Source organism: Polaromonas sp. JS666 (assembly GCF_900103405.1).
Taxonomy (GTDB): Bacteria; Pseudomonadota; Gammaproteobacteria; order Burkholderiales; family Burkholderiaceae_C; genus Polaromonas.
Genome location: NZ_FNHX01000005.1, coordinates 296,676 through 319,616 on the forward strand (window position 1 = coordinate 296,676; position 22,941 = coordinate 319,616).

General features: G+C 55.9%; 30 protein-coding genes and 1 tRNA gene. 24 read left to right on the top strand and 7 right to left on the bottom strand.

What is annotated here, in order from left to right; genetic code table 11:
- The first annotated feature begins 2 nt into the window (after window positions 1-2).
- The 3 genes from serS (at window position 3) to BLQ85_RS14970 (ending at window position 2,860) form a co-directional block, all read left to right on the top strand.
- Complete coding sequence (gene serS, locus BLQ85_RS14960; RefSeq protein WP_074578022.1) at window positions 3-1,343, top strand: serine--tRNA ligase; 1,341 nt, start codon at window positions 3-5, stop codon at window positions 1,341-1,343.
- A 36-nt stretch (window positions 1,344-1,379) separates the two neighbouring features.
- Window positions 1,380-1,467, top strand: a tRNA-Ser gene (locus BLQ85_RS14965).
- A gap of 175 nt (window positions 1,468-1,642) precedes the next feature.
- Window positions 1,643-2,860 carry a tyrosine-type recombinase/integrase gene (locus BLQ85_RS14970; protein WP_074578023.1) on the top strand — a complete coding sequence of 406 codons (1,218 nt, stop codon included), beginning with the start codon at window positions 1,643-1,645 and terminating at the stop codon, window positions 2,858-2,860.
- A gap of 139 nt (window positions 2,861-2,999) precedes the next feature.
- Here the strand turns inward: BLQ85_RS14970 and BLQ85_RS14975 are convergent, their stop codons facing one another.
- From BLQ85_RS14975 to BLQ85_RS14985, 3 genes are read right to left on the bottom strand one after another with little or no spacing between them, the layout of a single operon-like run.
- Window positions 3,000-3,896 (bottom strand): ParB/RepB/Spo0J family partition protein, encoded by an 897-nt coding sequence (locus BLQ85_RS14975; RefSeq protein WP_074578024.1) that lies wholly within the window; start codon window positions 3,894-3,896, stop codon window positions 3,000-3,002.
- The gene (locus BLQ85_RS14980) at window positions 3,893-4,789 is read right to left on the bottom strand and encodes a plasmid partitioning protein RepB C-terminal domain-containing protein (protein WP_254806449.1); all 897 of its coding nucleotides are present in this window, start codon (window positions 4,787-4,789) and stop codon (window positions 3,893-3,895) included. The genes BLQ85_RS14975 and BLQ85_RS14980 overlap by 4 nt, the downstream gene beginning before the upstream one ends.
- On the bottom strand, window positions 4,786-6,342 hold the full coding sequence (locus BLQ85_RS14985) for a recombinase family protein (protein WP_256375446.1): 1,557 nt from the start codon (window positions 6,340-6,342) through the stop codon (window positions 4,786-4,788). Before BLQ85_RS14985 ends, BLQ85_RS14980 begins: the two co-directional genes overlap by 4 nt.
- Before the next feature lie 376 nt (window positions 6,343-6,718).
- On the opposite strand from BLQ85_RS14985, the gene BLQ85_RS24295 reads away from it, so the two are divergent.
- The gene (locus BLQ85_RS24295) at window positions 6,719-6,904 is read left to right on the top strand and encodes a hypothetical protein (protein WP_139200991.1); all 186 of its coding nucleotides are present in this window, start codon (window positions 6,719-6,721) and stop codon (window positions 6,902-6,904) included.
- 230 nt (window positions 6,905-7,134) lie between these two features.
- Here the strand turns inward: BLQ85_RS24295 and BLQ85_RS14990 are convergent, their stop codons facing one another.
- On the bottom strand, window positions 7,135-7,575 hold the full coding sequence (locus BLQ85_RS14990; RefSeq protein ID WP_139200992.1) for a hypothetical protein: 441 nt from the start codon (window positions 7,573-7,575) through the stop codon (window positions 7,135-7,137).
- A gap of 92 nt (window positions 7,576-7,667) precedes the next feature.
- Between BLQ85_RS14990 and BLQ85_RS14995 the strand changes: the two genes are divergently transcribed.
- The 6 genes from BLQ85_RS14995 (at window position 7,668) to BLQ85_RS24300 (ending at window position 11,931) form a co-directional block, all read left to right on the top strand.
- Window positions 7,668-7,868 carry a hypothetical protein gene (locus BLQ85_RS14995; RefSeq protein ID WP_074578223.1) on the top strand — a complete coding sequence of 67 codons (201 nt, stop codon included), beginning with the start codon at window positions 7,668-7,670 and terminating at the stop codon, window positions 7,866-7,868.
- A 95-nt stretch (window positions 7,869-7,963) separates the two neighbouring features.
- Window positions 7,964-8,254, top strand: coding sequence for a YHYH domain-containing protein (locus tag BLQ85_RS15000; RefSeq protein ID WP_074578028.1), 291 nt, complete (start codon window positions 7,964-7,966; stop codon window positions 8,252-8,254).
- A gap of 70 nt (window positions 8,255-8,324) precedes the next feature.
- Entirely contained in the window at window positions 8,325-8,657 is a 333-nt protein-coding gene (locus BLQ85_RS24965; RefSeq protein WP_371327297.1) for a Rap1a/Tai family immunity protein, read from the top strand.
- Window positions 8,658-9,015: 358 nt separating this feature from the next.
- The gene (locus tag BLQ85_RS15010) at window positions 9,016-9,228 is read left to right on the top strand and encodes a hypothetical protein (RefSeq protein WP_074578029.1); all 213 of its coding nucleotides are present in this window, start codon (window positions 9,016-9,018) and stop codon (window positions 9,226-9,228) included.
- A gap of 1 nt (window position 9,229) precedes the next feature.
- On the top strand, window positions 9,230-9,523 hold the full coding sequence (locus tag BLQ85_RS15015) for a hypothetical protein (protein ID WP_074578030.1): 294 nt from the start codon (window positions 9,230-9,232) through the stop codon (window positions 9,521-9,523).
- A 1,568-nt stretch (window positions 9,524-11,091) separates the two neighbouring features.
- Window positions 11,092-11,931, top strand: coding sequence for a hypothetical protein (locus tag BLQ85_RS24300; RefSeq protein ID WP_139200993.1), 840 nt, complete (start codon window positions 11,092-11,094; stop codon window positions 11,929-11,931).
- 68 nt (window positions 11,932-11,999) lie between these two features.
- On the opposite strand, the gene BLQ85_RS15020 is transcribed toward BLQ85_RS24300, so the two are convergent.
- Entirely contained in the window at window positions 12,000-12,308 is a 309-nt protein-coding gene (locus BLQ85_RS15020) for a hypothetical protein (protein ID WP_074578031.1), read from the bottom strand.
- 71 nt (window positions 12,309-12,379) lie between these two features.
- Between BLQ85_RS15020 and BLQ85_RS15025 the strand changes: the two genes are divergently transcribed.
- From BLQ85_RS15025 to BLQ85_RS15065, 10 genes are all read left to right on the top strand, one after another.
- Window positions 12,380-13,042, top strand: coding sequence for a hypothetical protein (locus tag BLQ85_RS15025; RefSeq protein ID WP_074578032.1), 663 nt, complete (start codon window positions 12,380-12,382; stop codon window positions 13,040-13,042).
- 51 nt (window positions 13,043-13,093) lie between these two features.
- Window positions 13,094-13,276: a hypothetical protein gene (locus BLQ85_RS24305; protein WP_139200994.1), complete on the top strand. Its 183-nt coding sequence runs from the start codon at window positions 13,094-13,096 to the stop codon at window positions 13,274-13,276.
- Between the two features lie 613 nt (window positions 13,277-13,889).
- Window positions 13,890-14,591, top strand: a complete 702-nt coding sequence (locus BLQ85_RS15030; protein ID WP_139200995.1) for a hypothetical protein — start codon at window positions 13,890-13,892, stop codon at window positions 14,589-14,591.
- Between the two features lie 12 nt (window positions 14,592-14,603).
- On the top strand, window positions 14,604-16,037 hold the full coding sequence (locus tag BLQ85_RS15035) for a hypothetical protein (protein WP_139200996.1): 1,434 nt from the start codon (window positions 14,604-14,606) through the stop codon (window positions 16,035-16,037).
- Between the two features lie 128 nt (window positions 16,038-16,165).
- Window positions 16,166-16,438: a hypothetical protein gene (locus tag BLQ85_RS15040; RefSeq protein WP_074578035.1), complete on the top strand. Its 273-nt coding sequence runs from the start codon at window positions 16,166-16,168 to the stop codon at window positions 16,436-16,438.
- A 214-nt stretch (window positions 16,439-16,652) separates the two neighbouring features.
- Complete coding sequence (locus tag BLQ85_RS15045) at window positions 16,653-16,889, top strand: helix-turn-helix transcriptional regulator (RefSeq protein ID WP_074578036.1); 237 nt, start codon at window positions 16,653-16,655, stop codon at window positions 16,887-16,889.
- 61 nt (window positions 16,890-16,950) lie between these two features.
- The gene (locus BLQ85_RS15050) at window positions 16,951-17,271 is read left to right on the top strand and encodes a hypothetical protein (RefSeq protein WP_074578037.1); all 321 of its coding nucleotides are present in this window, start codon (window positions 16,951-16,953) and stop codon (window positions 17,269-17,271) included.
- A complete protein-coding gene (locus BLQ85_RS15055; protein WP_074578038.1) occupies window positions 17,264-18,244 on the top strand; it encodes a DUF1376 domain-containing protein in 981 nt (326 codons plus the stop codon). The genes BLQ85_RS15050 and BLQ85_RS15055 overlap by 8 nt, the downstream gene beginning before the upstream one ends.
- Entirely contained in the window at window positions 18,222-19,100 is an 879-nt protein-coding gene (locus BLQ85_RS15060; protein WP_083336870.1) for an ATP-binding protein, read from the top strand. Before BLQ85_RS15055 ends, BLQ85_RS15060 begins: the two co-directional genes overlap by 23 nt.
- Window positions 19,100-19,411, top strand: coding sequence for a hypothetical protein (locus tag BLQ85_RS15065; RefSeq protein WP_074578039.1), 312 nt, complete (start codon window positions 19,100-19,102; stop codon window positions 19,409-19,411). Before BLQ85_RS15060 ends, BLQ85_RS15065 begins: the two co-directional genes overlap by 1 nt.
- 47 nt (window positions 19,412-19,458) lie before the next feature.
- Here BLQ85_RS15065 and BLQ85_RS15070 read toward each other — a convergent pair whose 3' ends face one another.
- Window positions 19,459-19,671 carry a hypothetical protein gene (locus BLQ85_RS15070; RefSeq protein ID WP_074578040.1) on the bottom strand — a complete coding sequence of 71 codons (213 nt, stop codon included), beginning with the start codon at window positions 19,669-19,671 and terminating at the stop codon, window positions 19,459-19,461.
- 61 nt (window positions 19,672-19,732) lie between these two features.
- On the opposite strand from BLQ85_RS15070, the gene BLQ85_RS15075 reads away from it, so the two are divergent.
- Window positions 19,733-20,458, top strand: coding sequence for a J domain-containing protein (locus BLQ85_RS15075; RefSeq protein WP_074578041.1), 726 nt, complete (start codon window positions 19,733-19,735; stop codon window positions 20,456-20,458).
- A 160-nt stretch (window positions 20,459-20,618) separates the two neighbouring features.
- Here the strand turns inward: BLQ85_RS15075 and BLQ85_RS24310 are convergent, their stop codons facing one another.
- Window positions 20,619-20,915: a hypothetical protein gene (locus BLQ85_RS24310; RefSeq protein WP_139200997.1), complete on the bottom strand. Its 297-nt coding sequence runs from the start codon at window positions 20,913-20,915 to the stop codon at window positions 20,619-20,621.
- Window positions 20,916-21,031: 116 nt separating this feature from the next.
- Here BLQ85_RS24310 and BLQ85_RS15080 point away from each other — a divergent pair, with 116 nt between their 5' ends.
- Genes BLQ85_RS15080 through BLQ85_RS15090 form a run of 3 tightly spaced genes read left to right on the top strand, consistent with a single transcriptional unit; the run spans window position 21,032 to window position 22,932 of the window.
- Window positions 21,032-21,298, top strand: coding sequence for a hypothetical protein (locus BLQ85_RS15080; RefSeq protein ID WP_074578042.1), 267 nt, complete (start codon window positions 21,032-21,034; stop codon window positions 21,296-21,298).
- A 37-nt stretch (window positions 21,299-21,335) separates the two neighbouring features.
- Window positions 21,336-21,638 carry a hypothetical protein gene (locus tag BLQ85_RS15085; RefSeq protein WP_074578043.1) on the top strand — a complete coding sequence of 101 codons (303 nt, stop codon included), beginning with the start codon at window positions 21,336-21,338 and terminating at the stop codon, window positions 21,636-21,638.
- Window positions 21,619-22,932 (top strand): phage terminase large subunit, encoded by a 1,314-nt coding sequence (locus BLQ85_RS15090; protein ID WP_074578044.1) that lies wholly within the window; start codon window positions 21,619-21,621, stop codon window positions 22,930-22,932. The genes BLQ85_RS15085 and BLQ85_RS15090 overlap by 20 nt, the downstream gene beginning before the upstream one ends.
- Window positions 22,933-22,941: the final 9 nt, after the last annotated feature.

The window sequence follows — 22,941 nt, forward strand, 5'->3', positions numbered from 1 at the left end:
CCATGCTAGACATCAACCTGCTCCGCAAAGACCTGCCGTCGGCTATTGCCCGGCTGGAAACCCGCAAGACCCCGCAAACCTTCCTCAATGTGGAGGCCTTCCAGGCCCTGGAGGCCGAACGCAAGGCCCTGCAGATCCGCACCGAAGAGCTGCAGAACCAGCGCAACACCCTGTCCAAGCAGATCGGCCAGCTCAAGTCCAAGGGCGAAGACGCCAGCGCCGTGATGGCGCAGGTGAGCGCTTCGAAAGCTGAACTTGAATCCTCGGCCACCCGGTTGGAGCAGATCCAGGCTGACATGCAGTCCCTGCTGCTGGCCGTGCCCAACCTGCCGCACGAGAGCGTGCCCCAGGGCGCGGGCGAGGCCGGCAATGTGGAGGTGCGCAAATGGAGCCCCATCGAGGGCCCAGGCGGCGAACCGGCCGCATTTGCCTTTGAGGTGAAGGACCACGTCGACGTGGGCCAGCCCCTGGGTCTGGACTTCGAACTCGGCAGCAAGCTCACGGGCGCGCGTTTTACCGTCATGAAGGGCCCGCTGGCGCGCCTGCACCGCGCGCTCGCGCAGTTCATGCTCGACGTGCAGACCCAGGAGCACGGCTATACCGAGTGCTACACGCCCTACATCGTCAACGGCGATTCGCTTCGCGGCACCGGCCAGCTGCCCAAGTTTGAAGAAGACCTGTTCGCCGTCAAGAAGGGCGGGCAGGAAGGCGCGGCCGAAGCCGAAAGCGTCGCGCTGTACCTGATCCCGACCTCGGAGGTCTCGCTGACCAACTTCGTGCGCGATGAAATCGTCGCCGAGGCGGACCTGCCGCTGCAGTTCACCGCGCACACGCCGTGCTTTCGCTCGGAGGCCGGCAGCTACGGCCGCGACACGCGCGGCATGATCCGCCAGCACCAGTTCGACAAGGTCGAGATGGTGCAGGTCACCCATCCCGACAAAAGCTATGAGGCGCTGGAGGCCATGACCGGCCATGCCGAAGCCATCCTGCAAAAGCTGGGCCTGCCTTACCGCGTCATGCTGCTGTGCACCGGCGACATGGGCTTCGGCGCCAGCAAGACCTACGACCTGGAAGTCTGGCTGCCCGCGCAGAACACCTACCGCGAAATCAGCTCGGTCTCCAACTGCGAAGCCTTCCAGGCGCGCCGCCTGCAGGCCCGCTTCAAGAACGCGCAGGGCAAGAACGAATTCGTCCACACACTCAACGGCTCGGGCCTGGCCGTGGGCCGCACCCTGGTGGCCGTGCTTGAGAACTACCAGCTCGCCGACGGCTCCGTCGCCGTGCCGGCGGTGCTGCAGCCCTATATGGGCGGCATCAAGGTGCTGGCACCGGCGGGAAAGTGAGTCCCCAGGCCTGCTAGAATCACGGCTCCACACACTGGAGAGGTGGCAGAGTGGCCGAATGTACCTGACTCGAAATCAGGCGTACCGCAAGGTACCGTGGGTTCGAATCCCACCCTCTCCGCCAAAAATGCATCCAGAACAGTCCAGATTGATCTGAGAAATGCCCTGAAAGCCCCGTAAATCGGGGCTTTTTTGTTTCTTACAGTCCAGATTCGTCTTTTGACATCCAGGCATTTTTGGGGGCATAGTTGGGGGAACGGCGAGGGGAATTCCCCCGTATCCGCCAGAAATTCCCCCAAATGCCCCTTACCGATACCTCCTGCAAGAACGCCAAGTGCCCTGAGGGCAAAGCTCGCGAACGTTTCACCGACAGCGGCGGCCTGTACCTGGAGGTGGTGCCCACGGGCGGCAAGCACTGGCGCTGGAAGTACCGCTTTGGCGGCAAGGAAAAGCGCCTGGCGCTTGGTTCTTACCCCGAGGTGACGCTTGCCCTGGCGCGCCGGGCCCGTGACGACGCCCGACTTCTCCTGAAGGCCGGCAACGACCCGGTCCAGTCCAAAAAGGACGCCAAGCTGGCGGACAGCGTGCGGATCGGCAACACCTTCGAGGCTGTGGCACGGGCCTGGTTTGACCACTGGAAGGGCCCCAAATCGCCCAGGCATGCCGAATACGTGCTGCGCCGGCTGGAAGCTGACGTTTTCCCCGACCTGGGGGCTCGGCCTATCGCCGGCATCACGGCGCCCAACCTGCTTGCGGTGGCTAAGAAGATCGAAAGCCGCGGCGCCCTGGATATCGCCAAGCGCTCGCTGCAGACCTGCGGCCAGATCTTCCGGTATGCCGTCGCCCACGGGATCATCGAGCGCAACCCGGGGGCCGACGTGAAGCCCAGCGATGCCCTGAAACCCCGCACCAAGACGAACTACGCCAGGCTGGATGCCAGGGATTTGCCGCAGCTGCTGCGCAAGATACATGTTTACTCGGGTGGCCCCTACACGCGCCTGGCAATGCAGCTCATGGTGCTCACGTTCGTACGAACGGGGGAACTGATCGCTGCCCGCTGGGACGAATTTGATCTCGAGGCGGCTGAGTGGCGCATCCCGGCCGAGCGCATGAAGATGCGAACGCCTCACATCGTGCCGTTGTCCAAGCAGGCCCTGGTGATCCTGGGCGACCTGCAGGAACTGCGCGGCCTAAGCGGGCTGGTTTTTCCGGGCGAGCGGGACCACGAGAGGCCCATGAGCAACAACACCATACTGGGGGCTCTGTACCGCATGGGCTACAAGGGCCGTATGACGGGCCACGGGTTCCGCGGGATCGCCTCAACCGTGCTGCATGAGCTCGGCTACCGGCATGACGTGATCGAATTGCAACTGGCACACCAGGAGCGCGATGAGGTCAGCGCGGCCTATAACCACGCCACCTACCTCAAGGAGCGCCGGAAGCTGATGCAGGCTTGGGCAGACCATCTGGACAAGCTGAGAGAGGGCGCTAAGGTCGTCTCGCTGCAGGCTGCATGACTTGATACCCCCTAGTCGGCGAGCTTGAAAGGGGGCAAATAGCAAATATTTAAAATAGTTGGTGGATGCCTACTTTTAAGTCGTCATTGAGCGAACCGGCCCCAGTAAGTGGGACCTGATGGGTGGCAAGCAGTATTTTTTATTGAACCGGTAACTGCTTGATGTCTGCGATTAATTGAATCTGCTGCAGATACTCTGCACGGGTCTTCGCCAGCCACCGGACAACAGTCGCATTGTCAAGAAGGCTCTTGATGTAGGTCTTGATAATCACAAGTTGCAAATTGGCTGGGCCATAACCCTCTTCCAAGAGCTTAGTATCAGCTTGGACTGCAGCTAGTTCACGCTCGAGACGCTGCAGTGTCTCCGTCATACCGCTTCGTCGCATCTTAATGGCAGCTTCCTCTACCAATTGGTCAGGCGCAGAGCCCTGCAGCATGGCAAAAACGAGTTTTAGCGAGTAATTATTTAGATTATTCATCGTCTGCGCTACGTCAATTTGTCGAAAGGGCTTCATCTGCCGGAGAGAACTGAATACTCCCATCGGCACTGGCTTGTCGGCCAGCAAAGTAATAGCTTCGTTGCAAACTCCATTCAACAATTTAAAGCGCTGATGAATAGCATCCTCAGAAATACCCAGCGCATCGGAAAGACGTTTTACGGAAACACCTCGCTCCGCTGCCCTGACGATCATCTTGTGCTCTTGAATCGTGGATAACCGGTTAACTCGCTTGTTATAGGTATAGCCTTCGTCATCTGTGGAAATCAGACATAGAACCGTTTTGGCCGCAAGGTCACGCAGTGCTTCTAAACGCATTCGTCCATCCAACACGAGAAATGTTCCGGCCAACTCTTTGTTTTGCGTAACGACGATGGGCTCGACTAGCCCAATGGCGTGTACTGAAGATCGGATCTGTAGATATTTTGCCGTTCCCTTGAGGCCTGGAGGCAATGGGGTTGTCACATGAAGAAGGTCTAGCGGAATCTCTACGCAGTCACGTTCGAAACCCAATCGAACTGGCTTTGGTACTTTGCTCATGGAAAAAATCCTTCACGGTGAGCTAGCTCCGCTAAAGGTTTAGGGATGCTTGTAAGCTTCTCCGCCGTTAGTAGCTCACGAAATTCATCATTAGAAAAGAGTTCCTTGAAGATCTGTTGTGCCAAAAGCAGAGCCTCCTGCGTGTGCTCCGCTTTTTTCTGAATCAGTCGGTGCTTGGCTGTATCTTGTTGATACAGTTCTGCTAGGTCCTCTGGACTCATCGGCGGCTTATTCGATCCGCTTGAGATCGACGTACGGCCTTGCTTTCCATTGCGCATTCGCTGTTCAAGGATTCTTCTCACAGCGAGAACCTTTCGCCCCTTTATCTCGCCACTCTCGTAAGCGTCCAGCAGAAGTTGCTGGGCTTCGCTATCGCTAGAACGGGAAATACTCACGGCCAAATTCAGAGGGATGTGCCCGGCTTCTGTAGCAATTAGCAAGCGTTTTTCCCCGCGCTCCAGCAAGGTCACGACATTTTGAACCCACGATATCTTGTAGCCCAGTTTGGCGCCAATCTCTGAATCGCTGTAACCGCGGTTTCGCAGTGAACGAACCTGTTCGAGTGATTCGTCGGCCCGTGGTGCTCGGCGTGCAACGTTCTCGACGAGGCTCATTACGTGGCCGGTCTCCTCGTCCACATCAACTATCAGCGCGGCAATCTCAGTTTGCCCCAACATCCTGCAGGATTCGAGTCGCCCCTGCCCGCAGATTAGCGCATACGAAGCTTCCCCTGATTCGTGGTTCATGCGGCGCAAGGTGATCGGCCTTTTCAGTCCAATTTCCTCAATACTATCCGTAATGGTTTGGTGAATTTTGGGATTGCGAACGCGGGGATTAACCACCGAAATAGAGTCAATCGGTATCATCTCTATTTTTGTAGACGAATGAGTCAAACAATTTCCTCCAGGGGCAGCCGCCCCGCTAGTTGATAAAAAAGTTCCAGAGAACTGGTGCGATAGGAGTCGAGAACAAAACCGTTGTCTACCAATGTTGGCAATGCATCCGCCAAGAAATCAATAGCCGGCAACACGTAGTAATCGAAAGCACAGCGATTGAACTGATCCATCCTTGCGACCACAGTGATATCAGGGCGAAGGCTGGTATTAAGGCGTAGTCGCCAGCCACACATTCCAGATGGTGTTGATTTATATCGGGCGATTACGAGCGATGCGGTGAATTCACCATTAATGGTCAGAAGATCCGTCGACGGATCGCATTGCGTCCAGCCTCCGGATCGTCGAATTCGTTCAGTAATTTCTTCGAGCAACTCCGGACGCTGTTTCCGAAGGCTTTGGTTGACCTCAAGGTACGTATAGTCTCGCGTTGGCTGATAGCCCACCAACTTGTATGCTCTCAGTAAACTGCCGAATCGACTGCGGTATGTTCCACTGGATGGAACGTCGTCATCCTCGTTTATTACGCTCTCCGAAAGTGCCCCATGCTTTTCAAGCGTCTGCTTGAGCAAGTCGAGCATTTGTGCGTCATCAAGGTGACCGGAGCGTCGCCCAATAATCGCTTGAACTTGGCGAAATTGGTGTATGGGTACGATGGCCTCGAAGGCGCCGTCTTTGCGAATCCATGCTCCCGGGGTATTTCTCTGATGCTTAATCTTCAGCTTAAAGGAAGTCCTGTTAAAGACATTGTTGCCAATGTATTTTTCGTTCGTGAGGACTTGATGAACAGAATCTCGTGTCCACAGCGTGCCTATCTCGAAATGTATGCCATCTCGGTTGAGCACGGATGCGATTACCCGTTCGGGCATCCCGTCTTCGAGGAAATGTCGATAAATTCGGTGTACGGTTGCCACCTCTTCAGGTGGGCCAGGCACCAGAATCACTCGGTCTGTTTGAATACTTTTCTGTTCTCCACGAGATAAAAAACCTTTCACCTCATGGTGCTCGCTAATTAGTTGGCGTCGAAGCCCAAACCCTGGCCGACCTCCTTGACGGTATCCACGCTGCACAAGGTTGCGTTGTCCAGCGAAGACTTTTACAGAAAGTTCGCGGCTGTATTCCGCAGCCATGCTCCGCTTGATGCCAATAAAAACCGTTGAGGGCATCGAGCCGTCATTGTTAAACGGCTCAGCGCAGTAGATCACGCGAATTCCACGGCTTTTGCACATGTACTCATACACGGCTGCTTCGTCCGGATCAGGAAAGCGACCCCATCGACTTATGTCATATACCAGCACGGCAGAGAAATCAGGCTTCGGCTGTTGCACGTCGCGCAACAATTGTTGAAGACCGCTTCTTCCTTTGAGGTTTAGGCCGCTTTTACCTGAGTCTGCATATGTGCGGATGATCCGCATATTGCGATGGGCTGCATATTCGGCGATTGCGGCTCCTTGGTTCTCTGTGGAGTACTTCTGATGTTCCGTGGACATGCGGACGTACTGAACAACCGAGACTTCCTCAGTGTCGAATTTGTTAGCGTCTTCATTTCGTATCGCATCTCCCACTCCTTTGCTCCGTATCGATCAAAAACTGCATGATCAGATAGCTTGATGTAGGAACGGTGACATGCGAAGAGACACCGCACTTCATACGTGTTAATGGAGCCTTTCAGGCTAGTTGATCCAACATGGCGGAGTTCTTTATGGTTAACCTGTGTTGCATCGGCTGTGGCGCCACGCCTACACTACGACGTGTGGGGAACGTGAGGAAAATAATGTGGCCGCCAATATTTGGGAGCGATCGGCGATGCTAAGGAACGCAGGGGCAGAGTGAGTTGGGAAAACTGCAGTGTCGGCTTGATCAATACTTAGCAGCACCATCCGAAGTAAACAGCTACCCAGCTGAAATTTGAAGCACAAAAGGATATCTATGATTCCAAGCGAAGAATGGCGCCGGACCTTCGTCACGGCCATCCAGCAATTTACTGTCGGCGAAGTCGTTAAATTCCGGATGACTGACTGGGCGATCAAGGCCCAGGCAAAGCATGGGCATCGCAACCCGGTTGAAGTGGCTCATGAAGAGTGGACCAGCGGCAAATGGCCTCCTTCGAACTGAAACAGTGCGCGTCTCCTCCTGGGTGCGCTCTGCCGCATTACACACAGCTCTGCATGCCGCAACCTCGGTTGCGATTCTCTTTGCGTTGTATCTTGTTTACCTTGACTACCACTGGCTGCCTATCGTCATTGTTCTTGTGGTGTTTGTCGTAAATGGTTTTCTAATATTTCGGCAATGGAAGCGAAGGACACTCGCTGATAGAGGGTCCGAGCACCGCCGCCCGGACTAACTCATATCTGAGATCCATCGTCTGGATCTTCAGGCGCATCATCATGCGCGGGGTCAAATCCGTTGCTCAGCGCGCGATTGAGCCGCGCAGCGCTACGCTTCATGAGCTTTTCCGTGTCCAGGACGGCCTTGGCGCCTGGTGGTTTGCACAACCATCGTTCTCTGGAATAGTCGAATTTCGCCTTGAAGGAATTGCGGAATTGGTGCGCTGTGGTGCCCTCGACGGTCATGCCAAGGCTGTTCATCGCAATAACGGTGGGATTCAGCAGTGCCGGCAGCAACTCGTTGCGAGTGCCTGGCTCCAGCAGCAGGGCCTGCAGATCTGTACGCGGGCCATCGGGCCAGCGCCTCCGGATGATCAGCTCACCCCGCTTGGGGCCAGCGCGCAGCGCTTCCACCGGGTCGCCACCCTTGCCGCCGAGAACGTAGACATCGAAAATCACTGTATGAATATACAGCAAAAGTATTCATCGAAGAGGGAATTTCGCGCGTAAATACTGTATTTATGTACAGTATCTACGGTAAGATTTCTGCCATGGAAACGCTTTTACCAACCCAATGGATTGCCCAATGTGCAGAGCGTCTGCATCAGCGCTGGACGACTGTTGATCTCGCGATGCTCGAAGAAGTCGCAATGGATCTGTGGAAGAACACCGAGTACCGGACGATGGAGCCCATCGAAGCAGCCGCAAGTTGGCTCACGCCAATTGTTGAGCATCCGTCGGAACCTCAGTAACTCAGGCGCCGGCATCTCGCGATACGCCTCATCCAATTAGAGGAGGCGCCTTCCGTCCCCACCTGTCACCATCTGTGACAAAGGCTGGAGACACCATGAAACCGTTCTGCGCGCTCGCGCTGCTACTGGCATGCGGGATAGCCGCCGCTCACTCCGGCGGCACGGATGCGCAGGGCTGTCACACGAACCGCAAGACAGGTGACTATCACTGCCACGGGGGCAAGAAAACAGCGGGGGCAGCCCCGGCAACTCCAACGGGTCCAGCCGCACCAGCCGCGGCTCCAGTCACCCCGGCGAAGGGTGGCGGGCCTACCTGCTATGTAGGACCGCGCGGTGGGACGTACACCATTACCAAAAGCGGTCGGAAGAACTACGCCGGCTGCTAAGCGACGCGATATGAAGATAGCACTCGCAAGATTTCTGAGCGTTTCTATCGTCGCTTGGTTTTTGCTATTGATGCCAAGGACGGCGCTCGCGCAGAACTTCAACGAAGCGTTCAACGCGATAGAGGCTGGATTGTCCAACGACAATTTTTTCACAGGCGAACGGCTATACCGTATTGGTCGCGGACCGCTTTTTACTGGGTATGTTTCCGGAGTTCTTGACGCTGGGGACCTGGTAGGGGAACCTCAGAAGCGGTACTGTCTCCCGCCGAAGGTCACTAATGGACAGGTGGCGGATGTGGTGTTCAAGTACCTCGAAGGTACGCCAGAGATTAGGCACCTTGGTGCCAGTCATGCAGTCCGAATGTCGATTCGATCGGCCTGGCCTTGTGCCCCCGCAAAATGAAAAGATAGAGCAGTAGTACCGCACCCACTCGGCATGTGGGATACAGGAGAGATGGCTATGAAAACGGTAATTTTGGGTGCCGCGTTGATTCTGACTTCCGTTTGTGCCGACGCGGCTTGCGTGTGTCGTTGTTCAAATGGTCAAAATCAGCCATTTTGCTCAAATAGCTTAGATCTGCCACCGATTTGCGCGCCGGTGATTTGCCCTATTGCTCCACCATCCATTGCTCCAATCCAAGCACCTGTGTTACCCCCTCTTGGCACACAAAGTTGCTCGCAGCAACAAGTGCTCAACCCCTATACCGGCCAATACCAGTGGCAGACAGTTTGCCGCTAATCGATTTCAAGTGGAATGCTGAATGAATATCAAACTTGGCCTTGAACGCATAAGCGTAGTTTGGTGGGGCCTCTGGGCCGTGCTAGCGCTTCTGACTGGGGCGTCACTGATCTTTTCCAGCGCCAGTGCCGGCGACACGATGATTGGTTTCGTGCTCCTGGGCGCGCTCATCCCAATTTACATCGCTCATCGGCTCACATGTTGGATCATCGCCGGATTTTTTGGCTCTAAGTAGCATGGCTTCCGATGCTTCCGCCCTTGGACTTGCGGCCACTTCTGCACTGCTCGGGATTGGTGGCGCTTTAGCCGCGTGGAGTTACCAGCTATATACCTACGCTAAGCATGGAATGTGGTTCGGTTATAGCGTTATCGATCTCGCACGACAGTTTCATGGCGGTGCATGGTTTACCTATCCCTCGGACTGGATAGGAATCTACAAGATACTCGACGCCACAAACGCCGGCCTTGCAATATTCATGATCGGTATCGGATTGGCGACCTTGATCATCTCCGGCGCTGATGCAAAGTAAAGCCGTCTTGGCAATAGCCCTTCTGAGTGCGATGTGCATGGGGAGAAGTACAAGCTGTTAGGTCTGCCGCCGAAGTTCTGGCTTTCAAGCGTCACAACCCATGCCCAGCCACCGGAGAGCGCCGCAGCGCCTGTCCAATCTACTGGGTTGACCCCGACATACCGTATGAAAACTATGTCTCATGGTCACTGTTGAATCACAGCATGATGTTAGGGTACAGCTAGCTTACAGCTCTGCAACCCCTAGGGCTGCTTCACTGAGCATCGAACTGGCCCGAAAAGCAGTCCAGCTGTATTTACTTCTCTGACCTCCGCCCGAGCGGCACTATCTCCACCGTCTTGACGGATGTCAAACCTGCACCCGCGCCCATCACGCGTCATAGTTGCAACGTACCTACCTCCCGGGCTTGGCTTAATTGCTGTGTAAATTCCGCAACTACTTGCACCGCGAACCGCTGATGCGGCGATGATGAAAAAGCTTGCTGGATCTAGGGAGGTCTGCACACTTCTACCTGCCTCCAGTACGTGGTTCTCCTTTTGGCCGCCAAAGGGATAGAAGTCCGTGCAGTCGCCACGTTGAGATCCCAAGAGCACAAGTGGACCTCCGGAACGATTCTCCACGGTCAAAGTCGCACTTTCAGGGCCAGCCACGTTTAGGTAAGGGGGCGCAGTTGCGCAGGCACCGATCAAGACGCACGCGGCTACCGATGCTGCAGTGCGGGAAATGTTTGCGGCAATCCGATTTGTAAAAATATTCATAGTTAATCTTACAGCGGGCCCGTTATGTACCGGCGGCGCCGATAAGGTAGAAAACATGCAGTGGCTGTCCGTGGTTGACCACAGGGCCAAGACACGGCAGGATTTGCGGGTGTATCGATATCTGCGAAAAATTCCCCAAGAAATAGTTTTTAAGGGCTGATGTCAATGGGGCTAATAAAAGAAAAATGGAAAGATATTTCCGATGAATTGATCTCTGAAGCAGGTATTCGAGCCTTACACCGGCCGAATGTGGCGCATCGGATATCTTGGAATAGATACGACGCAGGACTTCGATCATCAGAATTGGTCGGATTGCCGTGCACGGTGTATGTTATTGACGGTAGTTGCAGTTACGCAATAGGTGACTTTATTGTCGAAGCTCAAAAGGGTGAATTGATCCACGTATCGCCCGGTGACTACATTTTTGAAGTTGGAAATCTCGGTGTCTCTCTTTATCGAGACTTCATTCTTCCAAAAATGTGAGGTAGTTCAACTAGTCCAGTTGACGAGAAACTCCAAGGAATAGGCCGTGAAAGAAATCCGCCTCTGCTGGGCCGAGCATGTTGTTCACCATGAAGACTAGGTGAAGAGCGGCGGCCTATGGACTCCTGTTACCGAAGAGGCACGTCGAGATTTCCAGATCGTCGCCGAGACCGGCAATGAGATCTATTGATCTGGCTCGCATTGGGTGGAAGAACGCGAGGCGTAGGCCTGGCGCCCGCAGCCGACGTGACACAAGCGCGGAAACTGGCGCTAAAAGATTCGGCTAGGCCAGGTTAGCAACAATCCGGAATATATCTAGGATCATTTATGCCAATAACTATTGCGGCGTCGGCATCGGCTGCTGCTGCGACAAATGCAGCTCAGTCCGGTGCCACCGATAGCGCGCCTTCGATTGCATCAGGCGTGTGGACCGCTGATTGGGCCACTCTAATTAAGCCTTTCACTGCGGACGCGCTTGCAAATGGATTTACGACATTAGTAGCTGCATTCGTAGGTGCAATGCTTGCCTACTATTTTCAGCGCCGTCACCAGGAGACCCAAGAACTGAGGAATGAATTGGTCGCGGCGCATCGATTGTTGTTTGCGCTGGCGCATCAAATGAATATGCTTGTGTTAATTCAACGCGACTATGTATCTCCCTATCTGCATCATCCCGGGCGCGCATTTGTTATGCAGGCCTCGGGACCGATCAACTCCTTGAGGAATATTCTCGAGTTGCCAGACCTTGCCTTTCTATTGAAAGGAATGGAGGGTCATTTGGTTCTCCAGGAAACATACATGGCGCAGCAGAATTATGGCCAGGCACTGGATCAATGGAATGCCCGGTCAGCACTGTACGCAGAAAAAGTTCGCCCCGCTCTTATTGCTTCTGGTATCTCGGACGGAGTGACCGTAAGTGAAGCTGATATGCGCCGCGCTTTGGGCGAACATCTGTTTCGTTCAATTGTGAGCGAAACAGATAGCTCAGTTGACTATTTAAGGCGAGCGTTTGAGCGGCTTTCTGGTGCCATGAAAAATGCGCGAGTCCATTTTGTTAAACGCTTTGAAAGAAATGACTTTATGGTTTACGACTTCTCAAACACCTACGGTCTTGTTGAATCGCCATCAATTGCCACCTCCGGGCCAGAAAAAGGAGCGGCTAAGTAAAGAACCGCTTGAGCGATTCTGGTATGAGGGGGCGGCGGCGCTAGAAGTCAGCTTACTTGCCGGTGCATCTATGTACCGGTGGATCCGTTATCTTCCAGCAACATGTGCATCTGGTGATTCAGCGTCACCAGCCGGTCGGCCAGTTCAACCGCTTTGTCAGGTACGTCCTCAATCGGATGGGTCCCCGTAGACATCCCGTCATAGGTGAACTCGAGGAAATGCGCGAAGCCTGGCGGGACACAAAGAGCCTCTTGCCGGATCGCCGTTGCGATGCTGTCATAAGTCCTAGGCGGCGTCACCAACACGCCGCCTTGCTCTGCCCTAGCGACATATACGCCTCGTACTTCTCTGTTGATATCGATGGTCAGGATTAGCATTTGCTTAATTGATGAACTTTAGTTCAGTGGGCTTGCGATACATTATGGCCACCTAAACAGATGGGGCCTCAATGAGTGCAGGGTTCGACGCGATAACCAAGTTCTTCAAAGATCGAGCGGAAGACCTCAGGCGCATTGTCCGCGGCTCAAAGGGTGACGTAGAGCTTGGTGATGTTGAAAGCGAGGCCTATCTGGCCGCCGAAGACATAGGCAACAAGCGCGGTTACCCTTTCGACTTCACTGACCAGGTAGACCAACAGACGCTTCTTGGCCGGCTGTACAACCGCTTAGTGAAGTTCGCCGACAAGAACATCCGATTCGCCGTCAAGCTCGATACGGACTGGGATCGCGAGGAAAGTACCTCATTCGGCGCCACTCTGGCCCGACTACTTACTGCCCCGGCTTCCTACGATCCAGTAGTCAGCTTGGAAGCAACTCAAGACGGTGACGAGGTTCAGGCCGCTGTACAGCGCAGCTACTCCGAAGCGGCCGCGTATGTGTTGCTTCTAATGCGGTTCAACTGGGAGCCCAAAGACTTGGCCATCCATCTACGGGTAGCGCTGGCCTCGCTGCGGCTCAGGCTGCGCATAGCCGGCTTCAAGGTCAAGTTTCAGCCGTCACTGTTTGACGGCGTAGACAAGATTCCCCAGGACTTCCCGGCCAACGTACGCCCAGATAGGGTGACTCGCCAGCCGGTCCACCTTGAGGGAGAGCAGGTGGCCTGGACTTTCTGACCCACCGAATGGTACTTGCATGGTGTGATAAAAAGGATTACTATTTATCGCATGCAACGCAAGGAAAATATTTCCCAAAAATTAGCACCTGGTCGGAAACCTTTAAGCGAAGGAGTGAGGACTATCGGCGTGACCCTGAAGATGACGGTGGTACAGCGCGAGAAGCTGGCTCGCCTCGGAGGTGCGCCATGGGTGCGCGAGAAAATCGATAAGGCTAAGGAGCCAGAAGAGTAACCGCTATGCCCTGCAGCGGTTAATGCAGGGCACAAAAGACGACGGCCAAGGTGCTTGGAACCACCCTGACCGTCTGACCAAAACTCACTGGATTGGAGTGAATCATGGCTACCCGTAAGTATGTCACTAATAGCCCGTCTTCCCAAGAAACCCCGGGGACGATGGAGGCCCGTGAACTGATTATTGAGATCCAACCGCGCATGTGCGTGCGCTGGGAGGGAACTGCAGCTCAGCTCCTGGACGAAGACCTTATTCCTAAGAAATTTGACTGGCCTTCCGGGCGGAGAAGCCGCGGCTGGAATGGGGACGATGGGTTCACCTATTGGCTTCAACGCAGCCGCCCGCCCGGCATTAAAGGCCCGATGTCAGTATGGGTGCACGGTGACTGGTGGATGCTGCAGAGGACACCGACTACCGAGATTGGGACGGGATTTGCGGCGGCCAATCTCTACGAAGCACGTTGCGCATACGAACGAGAGCTATGGAGGCAAACTCCCGCGGCTCGCGTTCAATGGACCAGGTATTGCATGGCTCAAGAGCATGAGGAATTTCAAACCTTCCTCAAACGAGCAACTGGTGAGTTAAGTTGCTCCCAGCCATCGAGGAGCAACTAATGGCCGCGTACCTTAAGCGCGAAGCGATAGAGCTCCTCTTTGGTGACGAGCCGGATACCCTCAAGCGAGTGCTGGCTGTCATAGAGTCGGCGGCGCCGGCCGCACAGCAAGCACGTCTCACGGGCCCCCTACAGCTGCAGTTGACGCCGACAATCCAGCGAAATTACGTGCGGCGAGGGGTCTTTGAACGTTTCAGGCCGGAGTGGGCGGAAAAAATACTGCCTAACCTGACCGCCGTTTTCTATGTGTCGGTGAAGGACGCGGAAGAAGTTCTGAGTGACGCCAAGAAACAGAGGTCGAAATATGATGGGCCGCGCGGCGAAGCTGTGGCGTGGGGTGCGCTGATCAAATGCCTCGCAAGGTTGATTGAGGATGAGAAATTCCACGGCTGCATCGAGTTCCCTGGCGAGGAGAAAGTGGAAGCTGCCCGCCGTGCTGCCTCAGCAATATTCAGAGTTGGGGAGCGAGTTACCGTTTGGGATGGCGATGGAGACGAAGCGGGATCAGCCACAATCGTTGGTCCATATGGCGCTTACGTCGTAGATATGGATGACGGTCCGTATGTGAGGAACGACAAGAGGGTCGATTGTTGTCACGGCTATAGGGCGCGCTCTAGCAACGGAGAAACATTCTTCTACTATCCGTGGCAGCTTTCCCCAATAGGCGAAAGCTACGGGCATCTGCGGTTAGTCAAGTATTGAGTGGGGGGCACTATGAACAAAGACGTCAGATTCACAATTTTTGAAAAGCCATTGGAGCCCCGGGAACGGCTTTCGTCGGACGACCCGAAATACTTGGAAGCATTAAAGCAACATGACGAGACGGTCGAGGGAGTTCGAAAGAAGATTGTCGAATCTCCGCGTGAATTGTTTTCTCATCTTCTCGGCGCACTGGTCACTCAACCGGACACGTTTGCAAGCATTGCGCCAAAGTCTGTTCGACGGTATGGGTATGTGGCGAAACATTTTCTTGCCGCGCTGAGCGGTCGGGAAAAGAGCGCCTCACCATACGTCCCATTGGAACAATACTGCCTCGACGACACGTTCAGCTCAAATCGAACAATTTACTTCCGGCTGTTTAATGTTGACCCGGATGACTTTATGGATTCGATTTTTCGAGAGCTGTTGGAAGACTATATAGATCGACTTCAAAACTCTATCGCCCTGGTCTGTCATATGGTGTATCGAGGACTCCCCCTTTACGTAGACGAAGGCTCTGGAAATTTTAGAGAGTTAGAGTCCAACGATGAAACATTAGTCTTCATCAAAGGCATGGGCAAGTACTTCTACCCTCCCGACGACTGTACGGCCGCACCTGAGTGGCTACTGGGTTTGTATCTTAAGCCCGGTGATGTCGATCTTTATCACCTGATTTATTCTCAGCAAGACCCGCCGTCACCCGACGAAGAAAAAATTCTCATGAAAGCGTACCAGACGGGTTTGGGGCGAACCAGCGGAGCCGGCTCTGAAGAGAAGTCTTCTTTGAAGGAGAAGTCCGACGAGCTTTTTTCGATGGATGACTATGCTGATGTGAGAAACGATCTTCTCGGGCAACTGAACTACTTGGTCGATAACGTCTTAAAGATTCCAGCTGAAATATTTAAGGATCACGGAACATCCGCGTTCACCATGCAGCTGAGCCAGGCTGCCAAGGACCTTCCAGAAGCTCAAGATGGTGCAATGTACGAGAAAGCCTCGAAGTCGTTTGAATTGTTGTGTGCGTCGGTTCCGAATGTGCCTAGAGGCGCTCTTGAGGCTCTGAGCATGTCCTACTCTGCGTTGACTTTGGACTATGACAACTCAATGAATACCGACAAGCTTTTGAGCCGGCTATCCATGTTAATGGCCATTGCCACTGGAGTCGGGAAGATATTCGGCATGCTTCCCAATGCTTCTGTAGTTGATGTTCGAAGTGAGTCCGAGCGACGCGCGATGCTTTCTCGCGCGGGGAGACTTGGGGCGGAAAAAAAGAACGAAGGAACAGCGACATTGAAAGCCTGGGCACTGAGCATGGCGAGTGGTTTACGCGGAGCCGACCGAGATATTGCGCGGAAGCTCATACTTGAACTACCTGCTGAGCTGGCTGATAAATCCAAGAACCCAGAGCGCTTGATATACGAGGCATTACTGAAGCAAAGAAGGAAGTAAGGGCGTACGGCTAGCTAGCTAGCCGTAACGGGCGGCCAGCCACACGTAACGGCTGGCTAGCCAGACGTACCACAGCATAGGGATAAGAACTCAACATTGCGCCATCCTCCACTACGGACTTTGGCAGCATGAATCAATCCAGCAAGGTGCAGGGCACCGACCAAAAGCCCCAGCCCTCTCCCGCACTCCAAGCGACCGACGCCGTCCACCGCCGCGACTGGGCAGCCGCAGCTCGACACTTCACCCATGCCACCACGGCGCTGCCTCCAGACCCCCAAGGCTCCACCACCGCCGCAGAGCTGACCCTGCGGCGCCAGGCCCACGTCGCTGGCTCCATGCACCGGCGCATGCAGTACTTCGGCCTGGAGCGGGCGTTCGTCATTCCTGAGGGGGCTCGGTGATGGTGGCTTCTACTCGACTTCGGCAAATTCGCCAAACGGTGCAACCCTTCACCAAGACTTGCCACCGTTGCCTGGCCAGACTGACGGGCATGACATCGACCACTGATGAAAACCCCAAACGAGCCTCCCTCAGGGGGAAATCGGCGAATTCAGGCACATTTGTCCCGGATTTTGGCGAGCGTTCTGTCGGAAACTTCTCGGTGAAGGAATTCGCATGAACCAGCAGAACACGGCGCCCGGCGCCGACCAAAAGCCCCAGTACGCTCGCGCAACCGCCACGGCCCAGCATTTGTGCATCGGTAAGAGCACCTTGTGGCAGTGGTGCGGATCCGGGCCAGGTAGCCGCCCGGGGTTCCCAAAACCCATCAAGGCTGGGCCCAAGGTCTCGCTGTTCAACATCACCGCCATCGAGGCGTACCTGAAAGCCCAGGCCGAGCAGGTGGCGCCATGAGGGATGTCGAATTAAAACGTTTTGATAGATTTCCGGCCTCAGGACGGGGAGCATGAGCGCTATGAAACGCAATTACCTCCTCCTGCTGTCCCTGTCGGCGGCCACCGCGGCCGTAGGCAAAGAATTCATGGCCCGGATCAAGATGAATGTGGACGCCACCGCTGCGCCTTTGTGGATCGATTCCCGCGGCATAGGCGTGTTCCTGTCCACCAAGCTGCCGGCCCGGCAGATCTGGCTGCATGCGTTCCCCGACAGCTTGACGTTCGCCCAGCGAGATGCTCTCAGGGACCTGCTGATCATCCAGGTCGGCCCTGACGTGGCCGGCCCGCCCGAGGCGAAATCTATCGCTTGGCTCAATTCGCATAAGGCAAGTCATGCCTGACGCTCAAATATCACCATTGACACCGGCCGCGGGCGATCTGCGCGATTTCCCGCACACGCCGGTCTACCGCGCGCGCCTGTTCGCATCCGAATTCCATGCGCAGACCACGGACGCCGAATGGCGCGCAGGCGTCACGCTGTGGATGAAGTCCTGGGATCAGGTTCCGGCCGGCAGCCTTCCAACCGACGAAATCGCTCTGTGCCGCCTTGCCGAGCTGGGCCGGGACATCAAGACCTGGCGCAAGGTTAAACCCGGCGCATTGCGCGGCTGGATCCTCTGTGACGACGGCCGGATGTACCACCCCACAGTCGCCGAAGGCGTCAACAAAGCGCTTGAGTCGAAGTTGTCACAGCGCAGCAAAACCGCCAAAGCCCGTATTGCCGCGCTGCAAAAACTCCTCGACGCGGCAACCGAACAGGACAAGAAAGACAGCTTGACGGCGGAAATCGAGAAGGTGAAACAGAGTCTGAAACTGGTTCAGTCACAGACCACCAAAGAAGCGCCGGTGGACCCACCAAAGCCGCCTGTATCTCAGTCTGTCACAGACCCTGTAGCTGAGTCCAAGGAGAAGGAGAAGGAGAAGGAGAAGGAGAAGGAGAAGGAGAAGGAGAAGGGATTTGATATTACAGAAGCTAAAGCTTCTGGCGACAAGTCGCCGCCCGATCTCGAACTTTCCGCGTCAGACCTTTGGAAATCCGCCGTCGAACTGCTGACCGGGCAGGGGATGACCGACGCCAGCGCCCGAACTTTCATCGGCGGGCTGCGCAAGAAATTCACCAACGACGTGGCCGATGCCGTGATCCAGGCCGCGGTAGTCGAGCGCCCAGCCGAGGCTCGAGCATGGCTCACGAAGGCTTGCGAGCTGCGCGCCAGCCAAACCCACAAATCCCAACGCACCGCAAGCCTGCACAGCGGACTCGCCGACAAAGACCCATCGAAAGGAATCCAAGATGACGGATCATTCACTCTCTGACGAATACAAGCCCACCAGCGAATACGAGCGCGGCCGAGCCGACCGGATGCTGGCGATATACCGCGGCAAGCCGACCGAGCTGCTGGGTCGAATGCAATTGAACTGCCACCGACATGGCGGCTTTTTCAGTATCGGGCATCGGCTCACCCTGCCAAACATGCCACCCCGGGACATTTGGCAGGACTGCCAGGACTGCAAGCGCGAGCAGCAAGACCAGGCCCAGCGCGAGCGCGCTGCCCTCGACTTGGTGCACGCCATGCGTGAGCGCGCAAGCCGGGTTCACGGTGCCGGGATCCCACTGCGCTTTCGGGATCGGGCCTTTGAAACCTACAAGGCCACGACGCCGGGGCAGATCCGAGCGCTGACCATGGCCCGCGACTATGTGGAGCAGTTCGCGGAAAACCGTGCTAAGGGATTGGGCCTCGTGATGGCTGGCCACCCGGGCACCGGTAAGAGCCACCTGTCCAGTTCCATCATGCTGAGCTTGGTGGACCGTTATGTCGTGCGGTACGTGACCTGCATGGAAATGATCCAGGAAATCCGGGCGACGTGGCGCCGTGACTCCGACCGCAGCGAAGGCCAGGCCTTGGAGGAGTTCGGCGCCACTATTGACCTACTTGTCGTTGACGAGGTGGGCGTGCAGTACGGCACCGACGGCGAGCAAACCCTGCTGTTCGGAGTGCTGGACCAGCGCTACCGCAACATGCTCCCCACCATCCTGTTGACGAACCAGGACAAAGACGGCTTCAGAGGGTTTGTCGGGGAGCGCGTCATGGACCGCCTGACCGAGACGGCGAAGTGGATTCCCTTCAAAGGTGAAAGCTACCGCGCTACCGCACGTAAGGAGGCTGCGTGATGGTCATGGACCTGTCAAAGGCCACCCCGGATGAGCGCACCAGCTGCTTTGGCGAGGCTTTCCGCGACGTACAGATGGTGGGCCTGAAAACCGACGCGACCGGGACGCTGTTCACTACCGTAATCCTGGACGGGCAAACGGTGCTACTGGTGGGCGACCCGGAGGAGGCATTGGCGAACTACTACAACCCCTTTTACCCGGGGCAGAAGTGTCCCTGTGACGGCGGAGGGATGGTGGTCTGGACTAAATCGCAGCATGAAGAGGCGCTCAAGTGCCTGAATGGTGAAACAGGGAAAGGGGAGAAGCCATGATAAGCCCCCTTTTCCCGGTCTGCCCGCGCGCGCGTTTGCGGCCAATCTCAGGCAAGCTCGATCTGGTTGTCCCGGTTCACCTTGCTCTGGATGACGGCCGCCAGACCAAAGGCCGCTGGTGGTTCAAAACCGATGCCGCGACAGGTTTGATCAGTGCTGCCTTCGGGGTGCAGGAAAAATCGCATACCCGGTTGTTTGTTCTCATCGGCCTGCACAGCCTGATTCAGCAAATTGACGTATTGCGTGGGCGTCACTTTCATTTCTTTCCCCCAGTGAAAACATCAGTATGAGCGAATCCCAAATAACAATGAAAGGAAAGTCATGGCAATAAACACTGAAACCCTGCCCCCGTCGCTCGAGGAGCGTTACGGCGCCGCCGCCGGGTCGAGCAACCTGCGTCTGGACGAAAACCGCCGCGGCGCCGTGAACCTCCTGATAGCGGCCGGCGTGGCCGCGCGCGGGGAGCAAAAAGGGAGTCGGGTCCTGGGCGGCGCCCTGCAGCGCCTGCTGACCGAATGGGAGCAAGTAGCCAAACCTCAGCGGATGCCGGCTATGAGCTTCAAGGCCTGGATCGACGCATTGCCCTTAATCAAGGTGGGCGAGCGCGAGGGAAGGGATGGGGAAATAGTTCCCATCATGGGCCGAGATAAGGAGGGCGCCCGCCGGAAGCGGGACGAACAGCAGAAACAGAGCGAGTTGATGTACGGCAAAGAACTCATGTTGCTGGCCCAAAAGCTGCCATCGCGGTTCCTCGTGCGCGAGATCCTGTTCGCTGTAGCAGTTCAATGGGGATGCGAAGAGCCCGAGGAAGTCGTGGCCGCCGCAATTGCTCACTGGCTCGCCAGCAAGTGCCAGAACTGCCAGGGGACGGGTTCGGTACAGGCCGGCGACAAGATCAGGACCTGCGACAAGTGCCACGGCAGCACCCAGGCCCGCGTGCCCGGCGGAGATGCTGGGCACCGCATGGTGGACTACATGGACCTATGCCGGGTAACCTGGCTGGGCGCCTTCAAACAGTCGTATCGGGAGATCCACAAAACCGCTTGACAGTGATTGGGGGCGGAATAGAATTACCCCCGAGGGGCGCAAGATGTCGCATCTTGAAACCCTCCTATCTGTCGAACTACGGCGCTAATCGCCGGGCCCTCGATGGAAACCTGTCTCTAAAGCCACCCACTACGGTGGCTTTTGGCTTTTTTGGCGTGCCCTAAAACCCGAGATTTGCTTTTAGCGAGTTCGGATACTTGCATCCGTACTGGGCGTGCGTCCTATTGTCGAGATCAATTATCAAAAGCAGGTCTTTTGGGGCGAGCAGCTTGCTTTTGTAATAAAGATGGTCTGCCACGCTTTGGGCCGTTCCGGCAGCGGGGAAAATGCAAACCGAAGAGGTTTCATCCCACGGAATTTCGGCTGCAATCGTACGTAGTGCCTCTTGCAAAGAGTCATAGCGATCTTGATAGGTGCTATCGCTTTCAATACGAAAGCTCAGTAGAAAGTGCGGCATCGCAAACCTCCGTTATTGGGGCATCGTATGCCTGCCGCAAAGAACTAACACCCTCTATTTAGAGGACGACTCGCCCGCCCTAAGCCAGCGGGCTTTTTCATTTGGAGGCTACGAACATGATCGAACCCAAGCACTTCGCCGAGGTTGCCAAGGCCGTCATCGAGAACAACGCCTACCAAGCCATCAAATACATCAGCCCCAGGCTGGTGCTGAAGGCAACGCGTCAAAGCAAGTTCAAAGTCAGCAATACGCGCAATACCTTCATTTTCACAATGGGCCGGCCTGCTGTCCGTGAAGCCGAGTTCATCAAGAGAGCGGTAAAGGCTGGCGAGCCATTCCCGATCAAGAAGCCGCAGCTGCGCTTCAAGACCTACAAGAAGTAAACCAGAGGGCGACCAACCGCAAGGAGTCGCAAAGACTATGACTGAGCCGAAAAATACGGGCCAATTCGGCAAGGGAAACCCCGGAAAGCCCAAAGGAGCGGTCAGCAAGACCACCAAAACAGCCAAGGAGGCCATTGCGCTTGCGGCTGAGGGTTTGGGTGGTACAGAGCGTTTAATCGCCTGGGCGCAGGAAGACCCGCTGAATGAGCGGGCGTTCTGGTCGAGCATTTACCCCAAGCTGTTGCCGCTGCAGGTAGCCAACGCTGACGGCGAGGACTTTAAGACCGTCACCCGCATTGAGCTGGTGGCGATGAGGGCTCGTGACAGCAGTCAAGATTGAGATCCCCGACAAGCTAATTCCTGTTTTCGAGGGACGAGCTGACGTTAGGGGCGCGAAGGGTGGCCGAGGTTCGGCCAAGACTCGCAGTTTTGCAAAGATGATTGCCGCCCGCGGCTACATGTACGGCATGGAGGGCGTCACTGGCCAGCTGGTTTGCGGCCGGCAGTTCATGAACTCGCTTGAGGACTCTTCCCTTGAGGAGTGCAAACGGGCCATCGAGGAAGAGCCCTGGCTTGCGGCCTATTACGAGATCGGTGAGAAATACATCAAGAGCCGGGATGGCCGAATCTGGTTTACGTTCGTTGGGCTGGATCGCAGTGTTGCGAGCATCAAGTCAAAGGGCCGAATACTTATTCTGTGGGTGGACGAAGCGGAGCCGGTAACGGATGCCGCCTGGGGTGTAGTTATCCCAACCCTGCGCGAAGAGGGTTCAGATTGGAATGCCGAGCTGTGGGTAACTTGGAACCCAAAGCGCAAGACCTCGGCAGTTGAAAAGCGGTTCCTGGGCACCAAAGATCCCCTGATCAAGATAGTCGAGCTGAATTGGCGAGACAACCCAAAGTTCCCGGCCAAGCTGGAGCGGGAACGGCAACGAGACTTAGAAGAGCGCCCCGATCAGTATGGGCACATCTGGGAAGGTGAGCATGTCTCGGTTGTGGATGGGGCGTACTTCGCCAAGCAGCTCACTGCGGCGAAGGCGGGCGGTCGAATCTGCCGGGTCGCCGCAGACCCACTGCTGACGCTCCGGGCCTTTATCGACATAGGCGGAACAGGCGCCAGAGCTGACAACTTTGTCATTTGGATAGAGCAGTTTGTAGGCCGCGAGATTCGCGTCCTTGACCACTACGAGGTCCAGGGCCAGCCGATCAGCGCGCACCTGATCTGGCTGCGCAGTAAGGGCTACGTTCCGGGCCTAGTGACGATCTGGCTGCCCCACGACGGCGACACGCAGGAAAAGGTATTTGACACCTCTTACCGCAAGGCGTTTGAGGATGCCGGATATGCGGTCGAGGTAGTCCCGAACCAGGGCAAGGGCGCCGCAAGTCAGCGCGTTGAGGCCGTCAGGCGGGTATTCCCGCTGATGTGGTTCAACGAGTCAACAACAGAAGCCGGCCGGGATGCTCTCGGCTGGTATCACGAGAAGCGAGACCTTGAGCGCGATGTTGGGCTAGGCCCTGACCATGATTGGTCATCGCACTCTGCGGATGCATTCGGACTTGGTGCAATGGTGTACGAGATACCGAACGACACCGCGCTCAAGCCCATCAAATACAAGCGGAAGTACCTCGCATGACACATCGGA

What these genes read in the sequence shown, in the direction of transcription:
- BLQ85_RS14970 (WP_074578023.1), top strand. Translation starts at nt 1,643, where the DNA reads ATGCCCCTTACCGATACCTCCTGCAAGAACGCCAAGTGCCCTGAGGGC.
- BLQ85_RS15010 (WP_074578029.1), top strand. Translation starts at nt 9,016, where the DNA reads ATGAATATCAAACTTGGCCTTGAACGCATAAGCGTAGTTTGGTGGGGC.
- BLQ85_RS15045 (WP_074578036.1), top strand. Translation starts at nt 16,653, where the DNA reads ATGAACCAGCAGAACACGGCGCCCGGCGCCGACCAAAAGCCCCAGTAC.
- BLQ85_RS15075 (WP_074578041.1), top strand. Translation starts at nt 19,733, where the DNA reads ATGGCAATAAACACTGAAACCCTGCCCCCGTCGCTCGAGGAGCGTTAC.
- BLQ85_RS15080 (WP_074578042.1), top strand. Translation starts at nt 21,032, where the DNA reads ATGATCGAACCCAAGCACTTCGCCGAGGTTGCCAAGGCCGTCATCGAG.
- BLQ85_RS15035 (WP_139200996.1), top strand. Translation starts at nt 14,604, where the DNA reads ATGAACAAAGACGTCAGATTCACAATTTTTGAAAAGCCATTGGAGCCC.
- BLQ85_RS24300 (WP_139200993.1), top strand. Translation starts at nt 11,092, where the DNA reads ATGCCAATAACTATTGCGGCGTCGGCATCGGCTGCTGCTGCGACAAAT.
- BLQ85_RS15055 (WP_074578038.1), top strand. Translation starts at nt 17,264, where the DNA reads ATGCCTGACGCTCAAATATCACCATTGACACCGGCCGCGGGCGATCTG.
- BLQ85_RS15030 (WP_139200995.1), top strand. Translation starts at nt 13,890, where the DNA reads ATGGCCGCGTACCTTAAGCGCGAAGCGATAGAGCTCCTCTTTGGTGAC.
- BLQ85_RS15070 (WP_074578040.1), bottom strand. Translation starts at nt 19,671, where the DNA reads ATGAAAGTGACGCCCACGCAATACGTCAATTTGCTGAATCAGGCTGTG.
- BLQ85_RS15000 (WP_074578028.1), top strand. Translation starts at nt 7,964, where the DNA reads ATGAAACCGTTCTGCGCGCTCGCGCTGCTACTGGCATGCGGGATAGCC.
- BLQ85_RS24305 (WP_139200994.1), top strand. Translation starts at nt 13,094, where the DNA reads ATGCAACGCAAGGAAAATATTTCCCAAAAATTAGCACCTGGTCGGAAA.
- BLQ85_RS14995 (WP_074578223.1), top strand. Translation starts at nt 7,668, where the DNA reads ATGGAAACGCTTTTACCAACCCAATGGATTGCCCAATGTGCAGAGCGT.
- BLQ85_RS24965 (WP_371327297.1), top strand. Translation starts at nt 8,325, where the DNA reads ATGCCAAGGACGGCGCTCGCGCAGAACTTCAACGAAGCGTTCAACGCG.
- BLQ85_RS15015 (WP_074578030.1), top strand. Translation starts at nt 9,230, where the DNA reads ATGGCTTCCGATGCTTCCGCCCTTGGACTTGCGGCCACTTCTGCACTG.
- BLQ85_RS24295 (WP_139200991.1), top strand. Translation starts at nt 6,719, where the DNA reads ATGATTCCAAGCGAAGAATGGCGCCGGACCTTCGTCACGGCCATCCAG.
- BLQ85_RS15020 (WP_074578031.1), bottom strand. Translation starts at nt 12,308, where the DNA reads ATGCTAATCCTGACCATCGATATCAACAGAGAAGTACGAGGCGTATAT.
- BLQ85_RS15040 (WP_074578035.1), top strand. Translation starts at nt 16,166, where the DNA reads ATGAATCAATCCAGCAAGGTGCAGGGCACCGACCAAAAGCCCCAGCCC.
- BLQ85_RS15065 (WP_074578039.1), top strand. Translation starts at nt 19,100, where the DNA reads ATGGTCATGGACCTGTCAAAGGCCACCCCGGATGAGCGCACCAGCTGC.
- serS (WP_074578022.1), top strand. Translation starts at nt 3, where the DNA reads ATGCTAGACATCAACCTGCTCCGCAAAGACCTGCCGTCGGCTATTGCC.
- BLQ85_RS24310 (WP_139200997.1), bottom strand. Translation starts at nt 20,915, where the DNA reads ATGCCGCACTTTCTACTGAGCTTTCGTATTGAAAGCGATAGCACCTAT.
- BLQ85_RS14975 (WP_074578024.1), bottom strand. Translation starts at nt 3,896, where the DNA reads ATGAGCAAAGTACCAAAGCCAGTTCGATTGGGTTTCGAACGTGACTGC.
- BLQ85_RS15050 (WP_074578037.1), top strand. Translation starts at nt 16,951, where the DNA reads ATGAAACGCAATTACCTCCTCCTGCTGTCCCTGTCGGCGGCCACCGCG.
- BLQ85_RS15060 (WP_083336870.1), top strand. Translation starts at nt 18,222, where the DNA reads ATGACGGATCATTCACTCTCTGACGAATACAAGCCCACCAGCGAATAC.
- BLQ85_RS15025 (WP_074578032.1), top strand. Translation starts at nt 12,380, where the DNA reads ATGAGTGCAGGGTTCGACGCGATAACCAAGTTCTTCAAAGATCGAGCG.
- BLQ85_RS15085 (WP_074578043.1), top strand. Translation starts at nt 21,336, where the DNA reads ATGACTGAGCCGAAAAATACGGGCCAATTCGGCAAGGGAAACCCCGGA.